At 59.5% G+C, this 18,858-nt stretch carries 13 protein-coding genes, 2 tRNA genes and 1 pseudogene; 1 reads left to right on the top strand and 15 read right to left on the bottom strand.

Going from position 1 to position 18,858, the window contains the following annotated elements; genetic code table 11:
* Positions 1-22 precede the first annotated feature (22 nt).
* On the top strand, positions 23-913 hold the full coding sequence (locus PHF15_RS13370) for an aminotransferase class IV (RefSeq protein ID WP_300121782.1): 891 nt from the start codon (positions 23-25) through the stop codon (positions 911-913).
* Positions 914-1,375: 462 nt separating this feature from the next.
* Here PHF15_RS13370 and PHF15_RS13365 read toward each other — a convergent pair.
* From PHF15_RS13365 to PHF15_RS13295, 15 genes and pseudogenes are all read right to left on the bottom strand, one after another.
* A tRNA-Phe gene (locus tag PHF15_RS13365) sits at positions 1,376-1,451 on the bottom strand.
* A 55-nt stretch (positions 1,452-1,506) separates the two neighbouring features.
* On the bottom strand, positions 1,507-2,178 hold the full coding sequence (locus PHF15_RS13360) for a response regulator (protein ID WP_300121780.1): 672 nt from the start codon (positions 2,176-2,178) through the stop codon (positions 1,507-1,509).
* 40 nt (positions 2,179-2,218) lie between these two features.
* The gene (locus PHF15_RS13355) at positions 2,219-4,507 is read right to left on the bottom strand and encodes an ATP-binding protein (RefSeq protein WP_300121778.1); all 2,289 of its coding nucleotides are present in this window, start codon (positions 4,505-4,507) and stop codon (positions 2,219-2,221) included.
* Positions 4,504-5,136: a DUF4390 domain-containing protein gene (locus PHF15_RS13350; RefSeq protein ID WP_300121776.1), complete on the bottom strand. Its 633-nt coding sequence runs from the start codon at positions 5,134-5,136 to the stop codon at positions 4,504-4,506. Before PHF15_RS13350 ends, PHF15_RS13355 begins: the two co-directional genes overlap by 4 nt.
* Positions 5,093-6,415 carry a 16S rRNA (cytosine(967)-C(5))-methyltransferase RsmB gene (gene rsmB / locus PHF15_RS13345; RefSeq protein WP_300121774.1) on the bottom strand — a complete coding sequence of 441 codons (1,323 nt, stop codon included), beginning with the start codon at positions 6,413-6,415 and terminating at the stop codon, positions 5,093-5,095. Before rsmB ends, PHF15_RS13350 begins: the two co-directional genes overlap by 44 nt.
* Positions 6,416-6,485: 70 nt before the next feature.
* Positions 6,486-10,700, bottom strand: coding sequence for a DNA-directed RNA polymerase subunit beta' (rpoC, locus tag PHF15_RS13340; RefSeq protein ID WP_300121772.1), 4,215 nt, complete (start codon positions 10,698-10,700; stop codon positions 6,486-6,488).
* Positions 10,701-10,720: 20 nt separating this feature from the next.
* A complete protein-coding gene (rpoB, locus tag PHF15_RS13335; RefSeq protein ID WP_300121770.1) occupies positions 10,721-14,833 on the bottom strand; it encodes a DNA-directed RNA polymerase subunit beta in 4,113 nt (1,370 codons plus the stop codon).
* A gap of 239 nt (positions 14,834-15,072) precedes the next feature.
* Positions 15,073-15,447, bottom strand: a complete 375-nt coding sequence (rplL, locus tag PHF15_RS13330; protein ID WP_300121769.1) for a 50S ribosomal protein L7/L12 — start codon at positions 15,445-15,447, stop codon at positions 15,073-15,075.
* Between the two features lie 42 nt (positions 15,448-15,489).
* Entirely contained in the window at positions 15,490-16,011 is a 522-nt protein-coding gene (gene rplJ, locus PHF15_RS13325) for a 50S ribosomal protein L10 (protein WP_300121838.1), read from the bottom strand.
* A gap of 254 nt (positions 16,012-16,265) precedes the next feature.
* Positions 16,266-16,961 (bottom strand): 50S ribosomal protein L1, encoded by a 696-nt coding sequence (gene rplA, locus PHF15_RS13320; RefSeq protein ID WP_300121767.1) that lies wholly within the window; start codon positions 16,959-16,961, stop codon positions 16,266-16,268.
* Entirely contained in the window at positions 16,962-17,393 is a 432-nt protein-coding gene (gene rplK / locus PHF15_RS13315; RefSeq protein WP_300121765.1) for a 50S ribosomal protein L11, read from the bottom strand.
* Between the two features lie 130 nt (positions 17,394-17,523).
* On the bottom strand, positions 17,524-18,108 hold the full coding sequence (gene nusG, locus PHF15_RS13310) for a transcription termination/antitermination protein NusG (protein WP_300121837.1): 585 nt from the start codon (positions 18,106-18,108) through the stop codon (positions 17,524-17,526).
* Between the two features lie 23 nt (positions 18,109-18,131).
* A complete protein-coding gene (secE, locus tag PHF15_RS13305; protein WP_300121836.1) occupies positions 18,132-18,515 on the bottom strand; it encodes a preprotein translocase subunit SecE in 384 nt (127 codons plus the stop codon).
* A gap of 111 nt (positions 18,516-18,626) precedes the next feature.
* A tRNA-Trp gene (locus PHF15_RS13300) sits at positions 18,627-18,702 on the bottom strand.
* A 30-nt stretch (positions 18,703-18,732) separates the two neighbouring features.
* A pseudogene (locus PHF15_RS13295) lies at positions 18,733-18,858 on the bottom strand (elongation factor Tu); the annotation flags it as partial.

The raw sequence follows: 18,858 nt of genomic DNA, 5'->3' as shown, positions 1-18,858 counted from the left end.
CCGGTCCACGCATAATTCAGGCATGACAACCTTACCTTCCCTGCCTTGTTACCTCAACGGTGAATTCACCACTCTGCCCAATGCCAAAATCAGCGTGATGGACCGTGGCTTCATTTTTGGCGACGGCGTCTATGAAGTGGTGCCGGCCTACGGTGGCCGCTTGTTCCGCTTTGCCCAGCACATGGCGCGGCTTGACCGCAACCTGGCCGAGTTCCGCGTCGCCAACCCGCTGACGCACACTCAGTGGGCCGACGTCGCCAAGCAATTGATGACGGCTTTTGCGGCCTCCAAAGGCGTTGGCGCTGATGCGCTTGACCAGCTGATCTACATCCAGATCACGCGCGGCGTGGCCCTGCGCGACCATGTCATGCCCACCGACATCACGCCCACCGTGTTTGTCATGACCAACGCCATGACGCTGCCCACTGAGGCGCAACGCAGCCAGGGCGTGGCCTGCGTCACAGCCGACGACTTCCGCTGGGAGAAAGCCCACATCAAAAGCACCAGCCTGCTGGGCGCCGTGTTTGCGCGCCAGATCGGCTATGACGCCGGTGCCCTGGAAACCGTGATGTTCCGCGATGGTTTTTTAAGCGAAGCCGCCGCCAGCAACGTCTGGGTGGTCAAGGACGGTAAGGTGCTGGGCGCGCCCAAAGACAACCTGGTGCTCGAAGGCATTCGCTATGGCCTGATCGAAGAAATATGTCACGCCCGTGGCATCCCGTTTGAACTGCGCCGCCTCAGCCGCGACGAAGTCAAGCACGCAGACGAGCTGCTGCTGTCATCGGCCACCAAGGAAGTGCTGCCTGTGACCCTTCTCGACGGCCAGGCAGTCGGTACCGGCCAGCCCGGCCCGGTGTACGCGCAGTTGTACGCAGGCTACGCCGAGGCCAAGGCGCAATCGCGCCAGCCTTGACCGGCCACAGCATCGGCAATAGGGACCAAGTGCAAGTCTGCGAAATCTTCAGGGCTGCCGTCCGATGGGCTGAGAATCAACGCGCCCATGCAAAAATAGACCGGCATCAGCCCGCAGGGACCGGAGAAGATACGGAAGAGGGCGGCTTGATGCGGTCGTTGTTACAACCACTGACCATACTTACAAATTTTCCGTGAGCTGGCCCCAGTTGCAGGTGATACAGTGCATTTGGGCATCAAGCCCCTGCGCTTTACCTCCCTGAGCGCGGCTCGAAAGAGTTACGACCCAGCCTAATCCGCTGGGCTTTTTTTGCCTGCTGGGTTTTTGTGACCGTTACGAAACTCTGCTGAACGGTGGCATTCGCTGGCGCTGGATTCGGGCAAGTTGCCTAAAGGTTGCCTACAACCCAGCAAAAAAAAATGGTTCGCTACTGCTTCTACAGTAACGAACCATTTTGCTATTTGGTGGCCCGGGGCGGAATCGAACCACCGACACAAGGATTTTCAATCCTCTGCTCTACCGACTGAGCTACCAGGCCTAAGGGGCGTATTCTAGCAGCGCAAAGGGTCGTTTTGAGGCGCAGATTTGATTTTTCAGCCGCGTTTGCGCGTCAGGTCAACACCGAGTTGCTTGAGCTTGCGGTACAAGTGGGTGCGCTCGAGGCCGGTCTTTTCGGCAACGCGGGTCATGGAGCCATTTTCCTTGGCCAGGTGAAATTCAAAATAGGCTTTTTCGTATTCATCGCGACCTTCGCGCAGCGGCTTGTCGAGCATGAAATTTTGCGTGGCCTGCATGCCTGGTTCTGGCGCCAGTTCGACCGCACTGATGGGCATGTCGGCCAGCGCCACCGTGCCTTTTTTCAGGCCCACCGAAGGCATCGACTGCGTCAATTTGCGTAGCGCGCCACGCGTCAGGCCCTGTTCAACCGCCTTGAGCAGCTTTTGCAGGGTGATCGGTTTTTCCAGAAATGCCAGCGCGCCAATGCGGGTGGCTTCGACCGCAGTGTCGATGGTGGCGTGCCCGCTCATCATGATCACCGGCATGGTCAGGGCGCCGGCGGCTGACCATTCCTTGAGCAGCGTGACGCCGTCGGTGTCGGGCATCCAGATGTCGAGCAGCACCAGATCAGGCGCCTCGCGCAAGCGTGCGGCGCGGGCCTGCGCGGCGTTTTCGGCCAACTCGACGGTGTGTCCTTCGTCGTTAAGAATCTCACAGAGCAAATCACGAATGCCCAGTTCGTCATCCACTACCAGAATGTTAGCCATGTACTTTTATTTCCCTTGAAAATGGTATCAGCATGTCCCATCAAATGACCTGCGGGTTTGGCGTCTGCTCTACCGCGAATGATAACGACACTTGCGCTCCGACGATCGTATCGTTCTCCAGCCGGTTCGAGATCGTCACACGGCTGGCGTGCTCATCCGCAATTTTCTTGACCACCGCCAGGCCCAGTCCGGTGCCCTTGTCCTTGGTGGTCACATAGGGTTCGAACGCCCGTTTCAGAATGTGGTCCGGAAACCCGGTGCCGCAGTCCAATACCGCCAGGCGGACACGGCGTGTGCTGGCTTGGCATTGGGTCTTGATCAGCACCGCATGATCGGCATCCGCATGCCCGGCGCTCAAGGTGGCATCCTGCGCGTTTTGCAGCAGGTTGTGCAGCACTTGGCGCAATTGCTGGGCATCGCCCATGATGACGGGGCAGTCGGGGTCGAGCTCGGTCATGACAGGCACCTGCTCCAGGTCGTTGGCGTACAGGTGCAGGACATCCGCCACCAGGTCGTTGAGCTTGACCGGCTTGAGTTCTGCAGCCGGCAAGCGCGCGTAATCGCGGAATTCATTGACCAGGCGTTTCATGGCATCGACCTGATCGACAATTGTTTTGACCGATTTGGTCAGCATGGCCTGCTCGGTGGCGCCCAGCTTGCCAGTTAGCTTCATTTCCAGTCGCTCGGCTGACAGTTGGATGGGGGTGAGCGGGTTCTTGATCTCGTGCGCCAGGCGCCGTGCCACTTCGCCCCAGGCCTGCGCCCGTTGGGCAGAAACGATTTCTGAAATATCGTCAAACACCAGCAAGCGCTGCTCACCCGGCAGGGCGGCACCGCGCGTCACCAGGGTGATCACATCGTTGGGCGGACGGCCGCTTTGGGCCCGGCCTATCCCGCCCAATTCAAAGGACTGCTGCCAGTGGTCCAGCGTGCGTTCGCTGTGCGTGCTGAAAAAATTGTCGAACTGTTCCTGCACCTGCTGGCCAAAGCTCTGCAGCCCTTCCACCTCGGCCAGGGGCTGGCCCTGATGCGCTGCCATTGGCACCCGCAAGATACGGGTGGCACCGGGGTTGGAGGCGCTGATCACCCCCTTGGCGTCGAGCACCATGACACCGGCGGTCAGGTTGTCCAGAATGGTTTGCAAATTGGCATGCGCCGCGCTCACCTGCGCCATGCTGGTCTGCACCGCCTGGCGTGCATCGGAGAGTTGCTGCGTCATTTGTGAAAAGGATCGGGTCAGCCCGTCGAGTTCATCGGTGCCGCGCAGAAATGCCTTTGGCGTCAGGTCGCCAGCGGCCACTTCGCGCACGCCATCGGCCAGCAGCAGCAAGGGCCGGGCCAACTGGTTGCCAATGAGCACCGCCAGCAGCACGGCGCCAAAAACCGCCATGAACAGGCTTAGCGTGAGCGTGCCAATGTACATGCGGCGCAGGCCGTCGCGGGCCAGCGCCCGCTCCTGGTATTCACGGTTGGCCTGTGTCACCGCCATGGCATTGGCCACCAGGGTGTCGGGCAGCGTCTTGACCGCCAACACGTAGCGCGGCTCATTGAATGAGCCCAATTGATTGCTCGTGACCAGCGCCAGGGCTTTGATGCGGGACGGGTTCTGGTCGCTCACCACGGCATCGTCCAGGCCCTCGATCCAGGTGATGACGCCTTGCGTCCGCGCGGCGCGAAACTGCTGGGCGTTGGGCAACTCCGGATTGAGCTGGTAGCGCGACTGACCGGACGCCGCAATCAAACGGCCGGAGGAACCCCACAAAATAAGATCATCGGCGCCCATGGCATCACGCGCACGCTCCAGTGGCAAGGCGGCACTGACGTCAGGCGTGTCGGCAAGCCTGGCAGCCCCGGCGCGGGCCTTGCCCGCCAGATCAGCCGACAAGGCCTCCAGCGTGGTTCGCCCCAGATTCAGGCCGGCGTCCAGCGCGCCCTCCACCTTGACATCGAACCAGCTCTCGATGGAGCGCGTCACAAACTGGTACGACACGACATAGATCAGCACGCCCGGGGCAAAACCGGCCAGGGCAAAAATGGCGGCCAGCTTGACCAACAAACGGCTGCCAAATTTTTTCTTCATCAACCGCCGGATCAAGCGCACCGCGATCCAGCTGATGACCCCCAACAGCAGCACCGCCACCACCACGTTGACGGCAAACAGCTTGGCGTAGTTTTGCTCGTACAGGTCGCGGTTGGTGGTGGCCTGGGTCAATAAAAAAAGCAGGATCAGGCCAATGGCCACCATCACCACAAGACCCAGAACCAGCAGCCAGCGCACCGCCCTGGAATGCTTTTCAGACGGAACTGTGGCGCTCGACGGCAGTCTCATTTGACCGTCTCGCCTTCAAGAATCTGCTCTCTGCTGAGCTCGATTGACCAGTCCGATTGACCCAGAGTGCCAATCTGCAGGGGCCGTGGCAATTGGGCCAGATCGAGCCTGAAACGGAAATCGACAATGTGCCGGGCATCTGCCGCCAGGTTTGCGGCATCGGCAATCTTCCACCTGGAAATGCGGCGCACGGCGTTGAGCGCCTCGCTCCAGGATTCAAAATTCTGGTTCAACGACAGACCCAGTTCAGCTTCGACGATCTGGCCGGAGATGATGTTGAGCCGCCACTGGCGCGTCAAGGGCTGGTAGGCCAGACGAAACTGGCGCCTGGCTGTGGCCACTTTTTTGTTGGTCCAGTACCAGCGCTCCCGCAACACATCGGCGTCGGCCACAAAATAGATCGGGATGCCTTTGTGCAGCGCATCGACCACCGCCTGCGACAACTCGAATTCAAGCTGGGTGGAAAGCCAGAGCGCGTCATCGGCACGCTCCAGGCGCAACGACTGCGGTGCCTCAGAAGACGGCGCCTGCGCCTGCGCCAGGCCGAGACCAAGCACAGCCGTAGCCAGCCAGCCCAGCAACAGACTAGGCAGCAGACTTTTCCAGCAGCGCGTAATAAAAACCATCATGCTCACGATTTGGATTGTCATCGACACCTGGCCATTGCGCGACCTGCCCCGGCAACAAATGCCCGGGCGATGGCAACAATATGGCATTGTTGTTGTTGCCAAGGAACGCCTTGATCTGATCTTGCCCCTCGGCATGAAAGACCGAACAGGTGCCATACAGCAAGCGGCCACCGGGTTTAAGCAAGGGCCACAGTACCGCGAGCAGCCTGGCCTGCTGCCGGGCCAGTTGCGCCATGTCGGTGGGCCGGCGCAACCAGCGGATGTCGGGGTGGCGGCGCACCACGCCGGAGCCCGAGCAAGGGGCGTCGAGCAAAATCGCATCAAAAAACTGGCCCGTCCACCAGGACGGCAGATCAGCCGCATCGGCGGCCACGATCCGGGCCACGAGCCCAAGACGCTGCAGGTTGTCGTAAATGCGCTGGCAACGCTCGGCGTCGATGTCGAGCGCGGTGAGCGCCACATCGGCAAACTCCAGCAAATGCGCCGTTTTGCCGCCGGGCGCGGCGCAGGCATCAAGCACCTGCAGTGGCGTCTGGCCGCGCAAACCCGTCAACAGCAGGGGCGCGGCCCATTGCGCTGCGCTGTCCTGCACCGATACCAGTCCGTCAGCAAAACCCGGAATCTGCCCCACCGCGCTGGCGTGCTGCAACACCACGCCCACCAAACCCAATGGTTGTGCCTCCAGGCCAGCCGCCTGGAGCTTTTTGAGGTAGTCGGCCACACTGGTGCGCCGAGTGTTGACGCGCAACACCATCGGCGCCTGGGCGTTGTTGGCCTCCAGGAGGGCTTGCCAGTGCGTCGGCCACTCGGCCTGCGTCCGGGCCAGCCACCAGGCCGGGTGGTTCCAGCGCGCCACCGGGTCCAGCGCCACTTGCGCCAGCAGGGTCGCCTGCTCACGCAAGAAACGCCGCAAGCAAGCATTGATAAAAGGAGCCTGGGCTTTCAACTTGGGCGTTTTCTTGGCCGCTTCCACCGTCTGATTGACCAGGGTAAACGCGTCATAAGGCGCCTCTGATTCCTGCGACAGCAAGGCCAGCGCACTGCACAGCAAGGCATCCACCGGCGCCGATGGCTTGCGCGGCGCCAGCAGACAGCGCAGGGCCTGTGCCCGCCCCAGCGAGCGCAGCACCGCAAAGCTGAGCGCCTGCACGCCGGGGCGCAGCGCTGCATCCACAGCACCGATCGCCGCCGTGCCAGAAGCGCCGCCGAGGATCGCCTGCAACACCCTGGCGCAGGCCTGCAATTGTCGCCAAAGGGGAATCTGGGAATGCGTGTTCATGATTCAGTATGAAAAAACGCCTCAGGCCCTTGAAAACAGGGCGTGAGGCGTTTTTTTGCTTGAGGGTCAATTACTTGACGTCGGCACTTTCATCCTGGTCCTGCTCACTGGCCAGCGCCAGTTCGGCCGCTTCGGTTTCAGCAATGGCGCGACGCTCGGCGTCGTCCATGTTTTCACGCACCTTGCGGGCTTCGTGATACGCCAGACCGGTACCGGCCGGGATCAGGCGACCCACAATGACGTTTTCCTTCAGGCCGCGCAGGCCGTCGCGTTTGCCCATGATGGCGGCTTCGGTCAACACGCGGGTGGTTTCCTGGAAGGAAGCCGCGCTGATGAAGCTATCGGTTGACAGCGAGGCTTTGGTGATACCGAGCAGCAGGTTGGTGAATGTCGCCGGAATCTTGCCCTCAGAACGCAAGGCGTCGTTGGTATTGAGCATTTCCGAACGTTCCACCTGCTCACCCACGATGTAGTTGGAATCCCCCGCGGCCTCGACCACCACGCGGCGAAGCATCTGGCGCACGATCACTTCAATGTGCTTGTCGTTGATCTTCACGCCCTGCAAACGGTACACGTCCTGCACTTCATCGACGATGTAGCGCGCCAGTTCTTCGGCGCCCAGCAGGCGCAGGATGTCCTGCGGGTCGGCCGGGCCGTCCACCACCACTTCGCCCTTGTTAACGATCTGGCCCTCGTGCACCAACATGTTCTTTTCCTTGGGCACCAGTTCTTCCCAGACCTTGCCTTCGAGGTCGGTGATCTGCAGGCGGATCTTGCCCTTGGTTTCCTTGCCGAATGAAATGGTGCCGGTCATCTCGGCCAGCACACCCTTGTCTTTGGGCGAGCGGGCTTCGAACAACTCGGCCACGCGCGGCAAACCGCCGGTAATGTCGCGGGTTTTCTGACCCTCGACCGGAATCCGGGCCAGCACCTCGCCGGGTCCCACGTCCTGGCCGTCACGCACCTGCACCAATGCGCCAATCGGGAAACCGATCGTCACCGCATGGTCGGTGCCCGGGATCTTGACCTCGTTGCCTACAGCATCGATCAGCTTGACTTGCGGACGCACCACCTTGGCAGAGCCGCGGCGCTTCGGGTCGATCACCACCAGGGTTGACAAGCCGGTCACCTCATCAACCTGCTTGGCCACGGTCAGTCCTTCTTCGACGTTTTCAAATCGGGCCTGTCCCGCGTATTCAGTGATGATGGGGCGCGTCAGCGGATCCCAGTTGGCCAGAATGGTCCCGGCCTTGATGGTCTGGTCTGGCTTGATCGTCAGGATGGCGCCGTAAGGCACTTTATGGCGCTCACGTTCACGGCCATGCTCGTCATGAATGACGATCTCGCCAGAGCGGGAAATGACCACCAGTTCGCCCTTGCCGTTGGTCACATAACGCATCGTGGTGTTAAAACCGATGTTGCCGTTGGACTTGGCTTCGACACTGGAAGCAATGGCCGCACGAGACGCAGCACCACCGATGTGGAAGGTCCGCATGGTCAGCTGGGTGCCGGGCTCGCCAATCGACTGGGCCGCAATCACACCCACTGCCTCACCGCCGTTGACCAAGCCACCACGGCCCAGGTCGCGGCCGTAGCAACGGGCGCAAATGCCAAAGCGGGTTTCGCAGGTGAGCGCGGTGCGCACCTTGACTTCGTCGACACCCGCCAGTTCCAGCCCGTCGATCATGTCTTCATCAAGCATGGTGCCGGCCGGTGCCAGCACCGACTGGTTCTCGGGGTGCAGGATATCGTCAGCGGCAGTGCGGCCCAGGATGCGGTCACGCAGTGATTCGATAGTTTCGCCGCCCTCCACAATGGCGCGCATCAGGTAGCCAGCGTGGGTGCCGCAGTCTTGTTCGGTCACTACCAGGTCTTGGGTCACGTCGACCAGACGACGGGTCAGGTAACCCGAGTTGGCGGTTTTCAACGCCGTGTCAGCCAGACCCTTACGCGCGCCGTGGGTGGAAATAAAGTATTCCAGCACGTTCAGGCCTTCTCGGAAGTTGGCCGTAATGGGCGTCTCGATGATGGAGCCGTCAGGCTTGGCCATCAAACCGCGCATACCCGCCACCTGGCGGATCTGGGCTGCAGAACCGCGGGCGCCGGAGTCGGCCATCATGTAGATGGAGTTGAACGACTCTTGCGGCACCTGGTTGCCGTGGCGGTCGATGACGGTTTCTTTGGAAAGCTGGCCCATCATCACCTTGGAGACTTCGTCACCGGCCTTGCCCCAGATATCCACCACCTTGTTGTAGCGCTCGCCGGCGGTCACCAGACCGGAGGTGTACTGGGTGGCAATTTCCTTGACCTCGGCTTCGGCGCGTTCGATGATGCCCGGTTTTTCCGTGGGCACCAGCATGTCCTCGATCGAGATCGAGATGCCGGCACGGGTGGCCAGGCGGAAGCCGTATTGCAGCAGTTTGTCGGCAAACACCACGGTTTCCTTCAGGCCGCACTTGCGGAACGAAGCGTTGATGAGGCGCGAGATTTCCTTTTTCTTCAGGGCCTTGTTGATGAAGGCGAAGGGCAGGCCCTTGGGCAGAATTTCCGACAAAAGGGCGCGGCCGACCGAAGTTTCGACCAGGCTGGTGCTGGGCGTGAGTTCGCCGGTTTCCTTGTCCTTGGTGTACTCGGTCAGGCGCACGCTGATGCGCGAGCTCATTTCGACTTCGCCCGCGTCAAAGGCGCGTTGCACTTCACCGGTATCGGCAAACACCAGGCCTTCGCCCTTGCTGTTGATGCGGTCGCGGGTGGTGTAGTACAAGCCCAGAACCACGTCTTGCGACGGCACGATGGAGGGCTCGCCGTTGGACGGAAACAGCACGTTGTTGGAGGCCAGCATCAGGGTGCGGCATTCCATCTGTGCTTCGACGGACAAGGGCACGTGAACGGCCATCTGGTCACCGTCGAAGTCGGCGTTGAACGCGGCACAGACCAGCGGATGCAGCTGGATGGCCTTGCCTTCGATCAGGATCGGCTCAAAAGCCTGGATACCCAAACGGTGCAGCGTGGGCGCCCGGTTGAGCATGACGGGGTGCTCCTTGATGACCTCTTCGAGGATGTCCCAGACCACCGGCGTGCCGGTTTCAACTTCCTTCTTGGCTGCCTTGATGGTGGTGGCAATGCCCATGGCTTCCAGGCGCGCAAAGATGAAGGGTTTGAACAACTCCAGGGCCATCAGCTTGGGCAGACCGCACTGGTGCAGTTTGAGCGTGGGGCCGACCACAATCACGGAACGACCAGAGTAATCGACGCGCTTGCCCAGCAGGTTTTGACGGAAACGACCGCCCTTGCCCTTGATCATGTCGGCCAGCGACTTGAGCGCGCGCTTGTTGGCGCCGGTCATGGCCTTGCCGCGACGGCCGTTGTCGAGCAGTGAGTCAACCGCTTCCTGCAGCATGCGCTTTTCATTGCGGGCAATGATTTCCGGTGCCTTGAGTTCAAGCAGGCGGCGCAGACGGCTGTTGCGGTTGATGACGCGGCGGTACAGGTCGTTGAGGTCGGAGGTGGCAAAACGGCCACCGTCGAGCGGCACCAGGGGGCGCAGGTCAGGCGGCAGCACCGGCAGCACATCGAGCACCATCCACTCGGGCTTGATGCCGGATTTCTTGAACGCTTCGAGCAGCTTGAGGCGCTTGGTGTTCTTCTTGATCTTGAGATCAGAGCCGGTGGGATCGTTGCGCAGCTTCTCGATGGAGCTGTCGATGTCGAGGTTTTGCAGCAAATCCTTGACGCCTTCGGCACCCATCTTGGCCTGGAACTCGTCGCCGTATTCCTTGAACTTGGCGTCGAAGTCGTCTTCCGACATGATGCTGTATTTCTTCAGCGGGGTCATGCCGGGGTCGGTCACCACATAGGCTTCAAAGTACAACACGCGCTCGATGTCACGCAGGGTCATGTCCAGCACCAGGCCCAAACGGCTGGGCAGGGACTTCAGGAACCAGATGTGGGCGCACGGCGCGGCCAGATCAATGTGGCCCATGCGTTCACGGCGCACCTTGGTCTGGGTGACTTCAACGCCGCATTTTTCGCAAATGACCCCGCGGTGCTTGAGGCGCTTGTATTTGCCGCACAGGCATTCGTAGTCCTTGATGGGGCCAAAAATCTTGGCGCAAAAAAGACCATCACGCTCGGGTTTGAAGGTGCGGTAGTTGATGGTTTCCGGTTTTTTGACCTCGCCAAAAGACCAGGAACGAATTTTCTCGGGCGAAGCCATGCCGATTTTGATGGCATCAAAATGCTCGTCGGGCGTAAATTGCTTGAACAGGTCGAGTAATGATTTCATAACTTTTTTCCTTTAATCAATTACGAGCGTTCCAGCTCGATATCCAGACCCAATGAGCGGATTTCCTTGACCAGCACATTGAACGACTCCGGCATGCCGGCTTCGATCGAGTGCTCACCCTTGACGATGCTCTCATAGACCTTGGTGCGGCCCTGCACGTCGTCCGACTTGACGGTGAGCATTTCCTGCAAGGTGTAGGCTGCACCGTAGGCTTCGAGTGCCCACACTTCCATTTCACCAAAGCGCTGGCCGCCAAACTGCGCCTTGCCGCCCAGCGGCTGCTGCGTGACCAGGCTGTAGGGGCCAGTGGAGCGGGCATGCATCTTGTCATCGACCAGGTGATGCAATTTGAGGTAGTGCATGTAACCCACCGTGACCGGGCGCTCGAAGCGGTCGCCGGTGCGACCGTCGTACAGGTAAGCCTGCGTGCGCGTGGGCGTCAGGCCCTTGGCGGCTGCGATGTCATCCGGGTAAGCCAGCTTGAGCATGGCGCGGATTTCGTCCTCGGTGGCACCATCGAACACCGGCGTGGCAAACGGCATGCCGGTGGTCAGGTTCTCTGCCATGGCGAGCAACTGGCCATCGTCGAGCTGCGCGAGGTCTTCCTTGCGGCCGGTGCTGTTGTAGATCTCGCCCAGAAATTCGCGCAACTCGGCAACGCGGCTTTCATGCTGCAGCATGTCGCCAATGCGTTGGCCGATGCCTTTGCCAGCCCAGCCCAGGTGGACTTCGAGCACCTGACCCACGTTCATCCGTGACGGCACGCCCAGCGGGTTCAACACGATGTCGCAAGGGGTACCGTCAGCCATGTGCGGCATGTCTTCCACCGGCACAATCTTGGAAACCACACCCTTGTTGCCGTGACGGCCGGCCATCTTGTCACCGGGTTGCAGGTGGCGCTTGACGGCCACATACACCTTGACCATTTTCAGCACGCCCGCGGGCAACTCGTCGCCCTGCGTGAGCTTCTTGCGTTTTTCTTCGAACGCCAGGTCAAAGCGGTGGCGGGTTTGTTCGAGCGAATTCTTGATGCTCTCGAGTTGTGCCGACACGTCTTCGTCGGCCGGACGAATATCGAACCAGTGGAACTTCTCGACCGCAGCCAGGTAGGCGGTGTCGAGCTTGCTGCCCTTGGCCAGTTTTTGCGGACCGCCGTTGGCGACCTTGCCGACCAGCAGTTTCTCGATACGGGCAAACGCGTCGGCCTCGACAATTCGCAACTGGTCGTTCAGGTCCAGCCGGAAGCGCTTGAGTTCATCGTCGATGATCTGCTGGGCGCGGCGGTCACGGGTGATGCCTTCGCGGGTGAACACCTGCACGTCGATGACCGTGCCCTGCGAGCCCTGGTCAACGCGCAGCGACGTGTCCTTGACGTCGCTGGCTTTTTCACCAAAGATGGCGCGCAGCAGTTTTTCTTCGGGCGTCAGGGTGGTCTCGCCCTTGGGCGTGACCTTGCCGACCAGCGTGTCGCCGGGCTGCACTTCTGCCCCGACATAGATGATGCCCGACTCGTCCAGGCGATTGAGTTGCTGCTCGCTCAGGTTGGGAATGTCGCGCGTGATTTCTTCAGCACCGAGCTTGGTGTCGCGCGCCATCACCACCAGCTCTTCGATGTGGATGGAGGTGTAGCAGTCGTCGGCCACCACGCGCTCGCTGATCAAAATCGAATCTTCGAAGTTGTAGCCGTTCCAGGTCATGAAGCCGATCAGCATGTTCTGGCCCAGCGCCAGTTCACCGAGGTCGGTGGAGGCGCCGTCGGCAATCACATCACCCTTGGCCAGGTGGTCGCCTTTTTTGACGATCGGACGCTGGTGGATGTTGGTGTTCTGGTTGGAGCGCTGGTATTTGATGAGGTTGTAGATGTCCACCCCCACTTCACCGGCCTGCGCTTCGGCGTCGTTGACGCGGATCACGACACGGGTGGCATCGACATAGTCCACCACGCCGCCCCGGGTGGCGACCACCACGGTGCCGGAGTCAATGGCGGCGACACGTTCGATGCCGGTGCCGACCATCGGTTTTTCCGGACGCAGCACGGGCACGGCCTGGCGCGACATGTTGGCGCCCATCAAGGCGCGGTTGGCGTCGTCGTGCTCCAGAAACGGCACCAGCGAGGCTGCCACCGACACGATTTGCGCCGGCGACACGTCCATGTACTGCACGCGGTCGGCGGTGACCATGACGGTTTCGCCGGCTTCACGCGCCGAAATCAGGTCGCCAGTGAGGCGGCCTTCCTTGTCCAGCACGGCATTTGCCTGAGCGATGACGTACTTGCCTTCTTCAATGGCCGACAGGTAATCGATGTCCATCGTGACTTTGGCATCGACCACGCGACGGTACGGCGTTTCAATAAAGCCGTAGTCGTTGAGGCGCGCGTACAGGGCCAGCGAGTTGATCAGGCCGATGTTCGGGCCTTCGGGCGTTTCAATGGGGCAGACACGACCGTAATGGGTGACGTGCACGTCGCGCACCTCGAAGCCGGCACGTTCACGCGTCAGACCACCCGGGCCGAGGGCAGAGACGCGACGCTTGTGGGTGATCTCGGACAGCGGGTTGGTCTGATCCATGAACTGGGACAACTGCGACGCACCGAAGAACTCTTTCAACGCCGCCGAAATCGGCTTGCTGTTGATCAGGTCGTGCGGCATCAGGGGTTCCTGCTCGGCTTGACCCAGGCGCTCCTTGACTGCTTTTTCGATACGGGCCAGACCCATGCGGTACTGGTTTTCGGCAAGTTCGCCGACACAGCGCACACGGCGATTGCCAAGGTGGTCGATGTCATCGACCTGGCCGTGACCGTTGCGCAGATCGACCAGCACCTTGACCACGGCCAGGATGTCTTCGTTGGTCAGCACCATCGGGCCGGTCGATTCCGGGCGTCCCATCTTGGCGTTGAACTTCATGCGCCCGACGCGCGACAGATCGTAGGTGTCGGGGTTGTAGAACAGGCGCTGGAACAGGGCTTGCACGGCGTCTTCGGTCGGCGGCTCGCCGGGGCGCATCATGCGGTAGATGGCGACACGGGCGGCAAATTCGTCGGCCGTTTCGTCGGTGCGCAGGGTCTGCGAAATGTAGGGGCCCTGATCGAGCTCGTTGGTGTAGATGCAGGCCAGTTCCTGCACACCCGACGTGCGCAGTTTCTTGAGCAGCACTTCAGTCAGCTCTTCGTTGGCCTTGGCAATGATTTCACCGGTCTCGGCATCGACCACGTTGCGCGCCACGATGCGGCCCACCAAAAAGTCTTCGGGCACCGAAATATGCGTGGTATTGGACTGCTCCAGCTCGCGGGTATGGCGCACAGTGACGCGCTTTTCCTTGGCCACGATCACCTTGCCGCTCTTGTCGGTGATGTCGAAGCGTGCCACTTCACCGCGCAGGCGCTCGGCGACAAATTCCATTTGCGCGCCGCTGTCCATCAGGCGGAAGTTGTCATTGACAAAGAAGTTGGCCAGGATCGACTCGTTGTTCAGGCCGATGGCCTTGAGCAAAATGGTGACCGGCATCTTGCGGCGGCGGTCTACCCGGAAATACAGGATGTCCTTGGGGTCGAACTCGAAGTCGAGCCAGGAGCCGCGGTAGGGGATGATGCGCGCCGAAAACAGCAGCTTGCCCGAGCTGTGGGTCTTGCCCTTGTCGTGCTCGAAAAACACGCCGGGCGAGCGGTGCAGCTGCGACACAATGACACGCTCGGTGCCGTTGATGACAAACGAGCCTTTTTCGGTCATCAGGGGCACTTCGCCCATGTAAACCTCTTGCTCCTTGACTTCCTTGACCACCTTGTTTTGCGACGTGGATGACTCGCGGTCATAAATGATCAGCTGAACGCGGGCGCGCACGGCCGAGGAAAAGGTCAGGCCGCGTGTTTGGCATTCACGCACATCGAAGGCCGGTTTGGCGAGGTTGTAGTCAAGGTACTTCATCTCGACAAAACCGTTATGCGAGATGATTGGGAACGCCGCGTTGAAGGCAGCTTGCAGGCCTTCGTCGGTGCGCTTTTTAGCCGAAACGTCCATCTGCAAAAAGGCCGTGTAGGCATCTTTCTGCATTTGCAGCAGGTAGGGGATCGCCAGCACGCTGTCGCGGCTGCCAAAGTTTTTACGTATCCGTTTGCGTTCGGTGTATGAATAAGCCATGAAATCTCCGGGCAAATGAGGACTGTGACGGTCCTGGACGACGTTAACGCTTGGTGATTGGCCACTACCAATCAATGGCGGACGGTTGCACCTTGCATGCAACCCGAACCAAGGTATCTTCTGCTGTCGGGGTTAGAAGACACTGGAAAACTCTTAAAAAAGTCGCTTTCCAGTGTGTTCTGCAAAAACACCAAGGGCTGGAGGCCTGTGACAGCACTCCAGCCCGCGGGACGACTCAATTACTTGAGTTCGGCCTTGGCACCAGCGTCAACCAGCTTCTTCAAAGCGGCATCAGCATCAGCCTTGGAAACGCCTTCCTTGACGTTTTTCGGAGCGCCGTCCACCATGTCTTTGGCTTCTTTCAGGCCCAGACCGGTGATCTCGCGCACGGCCTTGATGACCGACACCTTTTGGGCGCCTGCTTCAAGCAGAACCACGTTGAATTCGGTCTTTTCTTCGGCCACGGCAGCGGCAGCGCCACCACCGGCAGCGGGTGCGGACATGGCCGCAGCGCTGACACCAAACTTCTCTTCGATGGCTTTCACCAGGTCGTTGAGTTCCATGACCGTCATGCTGTCGAGCGCGGTCAAAAATGCGTCTTTATCGAATGCCATTTTGTTTCCTAACAATTGATTAATTTCTGTTCATTGCAAGCGTTACGCTGCAACGGCCTCTGCGGGAGCTTCTGCGCCGCCTCCTTTTTGCTCTGCCAAAGCCGCCATCACACGCGCAATGCGCGAAATGGGAGACTGCATCAAGCCCAGCAACTGTGCCAGCAACACTTCCTTGGAAGGGATGCTTGCCAACTGCTTCACGCCGTTCACGTCCAGGGCCTTGCCCGCAAATGCGCCACCGCGAATCACCAACTTGTCGTTGGTTTTGGCGAAGTCAGCGACTACTTTTGCAGCCGCTACAGCATCTTCAGAAAAGCCATAGATCAGCGGACCGGTCATCTGGTCGGACACGACTTCAAAGCTGCTACCGGCGACAGCACGACGGGCCAGCGTGTTTTTCAACACGCTCAGGGCCACACCATTGCTGCGCGCGGTCGTGCGCAATTTGGTCATATCAGCGACCGTGATGCCACGGTATTCCGCTATCACGAGCGTTTGAGCTTTAGCGGCGAGGCCAGTCACTTCACTGATGACCGCTTCTTTCTCACTGCGATTTAAACTCAAGGTCAACTCCTTAAAAAGTACCCGTTTGTGCTGTTTTAAATCTCACATCAGGGCACACCATATTGCAGCGACCAACTGTTTGGGAACTTTTAAATTCTTGGGCAGCGGGATCGCCATCTGCGTTGGTTTTCATTGATTAAGCGCCATCACCTTGCGGTTCGGCACACCAACGGTCTCGGATGGCCTGCGGCAGCCTGGAAGCCACCGCAGCCCACCACGTCAGGCTGTCCTTTCAGACAGCCCAATTTCTCACCTTACGCGGCGATCGTTTGCAGATCGACGCGCACGCCAACACCCATGGTGCTGGAAATAGCAGCCTTGCGCAAATACAGACCCTTGCTGGTGGCAGGCTTGGCTTTGACCAGGGCATCGACCAAAGCGGCCAGATTGCCTTGCAACTTGTCACTGTCAAACGAGCGGCGACCAATGGTGGAATGCACAATACCAGCCTTGTCAACACGGAACTGGACCTGACCGGCCTTGGCGTTTTTGACGGCAGTGGCCACATCGGGCGTGACGGTACCCACCTTGGGGTTGGGCATCAGGCCACGTGGACCGAGGATCTGGCCCAGGGTACCCACGACACGCATGGCGTCAGGGGCGGCAATCACCACGTCAAACGGCATATCGCCGGCCTTGATCATGGCAGCCAGGTCGTCCATGCCAACAATGTCAGCGCCGGCAGCCTTGGCTTCTTCAGCCTTGGCGCCCTGGGCGAACACGGCAACGCGTTTGGTCTTGCCGGTGCCGTTGGGCAACACGACGGCACCACGCACCACCTGGTCGGATTTCTTGGCATCGATGCCGAGCTGCACCGCCACGTCGATGGATTCATCGAACTTGGCGTTGGCAAACTCTTTCACCAGACCCAGAGCGTCGCCAATCGCGTACAGCTTGCCGCTGTCCACTTTGCCTTGCTGGGTTTTTTGTTTTTTAGTCAAGCGCGTCATTTAAACACCCTCCACGGTCACACCCATCGAGCGGGCAGAGCCGGCGATGGTACGAACGGCTGCATCCATGTCGGCAGCGGTCAGGTCCTTGATTTTGGTCTTGGCGATTTCTTCGAGCTGGGCACGGGTGATCTTGCCGACCTTGGTCTTGAGCGGATTGGCCGAACCCTTGTCGAGCTTGACGGCTTTTTTGATCAGCACCGAAGACGGCGGCGACTTGATGACAAAAGTGAAGCTCTTGTCAGCAAAGGCGGTGATCACCACAGGCAGTGGCAGTCCGGGCTCGACACCCTGGGTCTGGGCATTGAATGCCTTGCAGAATTCCATGATGTTCAAGCCACGTTGACCCAGGGCCGGGCCAATGGGAGGGGATGGGTTGGCTTTACCAGCTGGCACTTGCAGCTTGACAAAACCGACGATTTTTTTCGCCATGTTTAACTCCTAACGGGTACTAACGCCTTCATCTGCAAACTGCAGTTCGGGCTCCCCGACATTAACGACTCGCTTCTTCGACATTCGCACCGAGTCGGAAAGTGCGAAATACAAATTCAAATGCGCCTGATCAGGCTTTTTCCACTTGGGAAAACTCAAGCTCGACAGGTGTCGCGCGACCAAAAATGGTGACCGCGACCCGGACCTTGCTTTTCTCGTAATTCACTTCTTCCACCGAACCATTGAAGTCGGCAAAAGGACCTTCCTTGACGCGCACATACTCGCCCACCACGAATTCGACCTTATGACGCGGCTTTTCAGTGCCTTCCTGCATCTGGCTGACGATTTTCTGGACTTCGGCTTCTGAAATAGGCGACGGGCGTGTTTTTCCGCCACCGACAAAACCTGTCACTTTGTTGGTGTGCTTGACCAGATGCCAGGTGTCATCGTCCATGATCATTTCGACCAGCACATAACCCGGAAAGAATTTGCGCTCGGTGGTCTTCTTCTGGCCGTTCTTGATCTCGACCACTTCTTCCATGGGCACCAGAATGCGGCCGAACTTGTTCTCCATGCCGGAGCGGTTGATGCGTTCCTGAATGTTGCGCTCAACGGTTTTCTCCATGCCCGAATAGGCATGGACCACATACCAGCGCAGATCAGGGTTCACAGGCACCACCACTGGCGCAGCCTGGCTACCTTCGGCACCATCCATCGGGGTTTCCATCACATCTGTCATTATTTTTTCCACCCCAAAATAAGGTCATAAAAAAACCATTCCAGCGTTTTGTCGGTCAACCACAGAAAGAGCGCCATGATCAATACGAAACCAAACACATAAAGCGTCATCTGGATGGCTTCCTTGCGGGCAGGCCAAACGACTTTTTTGACTTCACGAACGGCATCCTGGGCAAAAGCCGTCAGCGCCTTTCCGGATTCCGAGACCAGGAAAATCACAACAGCCAGGGCCAGGCAGGCCAGCAATCCCAACCACTGGAACAACGGACCCTGCTTGCTCAACGCGTAGTAGGCAACCAGGGCAGCAATCACCAAAGCAATCGACGCCGCCAGCTTGGCTTTATCGGCAGTGGTATTGACGGTTTGAACTTGAGGGGTGGCCATGTTATGTTGATATTGCCCGTTTAATCTGTCACCAAAATTTTGCGATCCTAAGATGCGCAAGCCCGCCAGGTGAGTAGCGGGCTTTTTGAACACCTGACAAGCTTCGTCAGGTGGCAGGGGCAGTAGGAATCGAACCTACAACCTTCGGTTTTGGAGACCGACGCTCTGCCAATTGAGCTATGCCCCTTTGTTATTTCGTCTGTCTTTCGCCGATGACTTACGCAATCACCTTGGCCACGACACCGGCGCCGACAGTACGACCGCCTTCACGGATGGCAAAGCGCAGGCCTTCTTCCATGGCGATCGGGGCAATCAGCTTGACCGTGATCGACACGTTGTCACC

Source organism: Rhodoferax sp. (assembly GCF_028689295.1).
GTDB lineage: Bacteria > Pseudomonadota > Gammaproteobacteria > Burkholderiales > Burkholderiaceae_C > Rhodoferax.
The sequence above is the reverse complement of the archived record's forward strand: the minus strand, read 5'-3'. Positions and strand labels throughout refer to the sequence as shown.

Coding starts and splice junctions, on each gene's coding strand:
- PHF15_RS13370 (WP_300121782.1), top strand. CDS start 23: ATGACAACCTTACCTTCCCTGCCTTGTTACCTCAACGGTGAATTCACC.
- PHF15_RS13360 (WP_300121780.1), bottom strand. CDS start 2,178: ATGGCTAACATTCTGGTAGTGGATGACGAACTGGGCATTCGTGATTTG.
- PHF15_RS13355 (WP_300121778.1), bottom strand. CDS start 4,507: ATGAGACTGCCGTCGAGCGCCACAGTTCCGTCTGAAAAGCATTCCAGG.
- PHF15_RS13350 (WP_300121776.1), bottom strand. CDS start 5,136: ATGATGGTTTTTATTACGCGCTGCTGGAAAAGTCTGCTGCCTAGTCTG.
- rsmB (WP_300121774.1), bottom strand. CDS start 6,415: ATGAACACGCATTCCCAGATTCCCCTTTGGCGACAATTGCAGGCCTGC.
- rpoC (WP_300121772.1), bottom strand. CDS start 10,700: ATGAAATCATTACTCGACCTGTTCAAGCAATTTACGCCCGACGAGCAT.
- rpoB (WP_300121770.1), bottom strand. CDS start 14,833: ATGGCTTATTCATACACCGAACGCAAACGGATACGTAAAAACTTTGGC.
- rplL (WP_300121769.1), bottom strand. CDS start 15,447: ATGGCATTCGATAAAGACGCATTTTTGACCGCGCTCGACAGCATGACG.
- rplA (WP_300121767.1), bottom strand. CDS start 16,961: ATGACGCGCTTGACTAAAAAACAAAAAACCCAGCAAGGCAAAGTGGAC.
- rplK (WP_300121765.1), bottom strand. CDS start 17,393: ATGGCGAAAAAAATCGTCGGTTTTGTCAAGCTGCAAGTGCCAGCTGGT.
- nusG (WP_300121837.1), bottom strand. CDS start 18,108: ATGGATGGTGCCGAAGGTAGCCAGGCTGCGCCAGTGGTGGTGCCTGTG.
- secE (WP_300121836.1), bottom strand. CDS start 18,515: ATGGCCACCCCTCAAGTTCAAACCGTCAATACCACTGCCGATAAAGCC.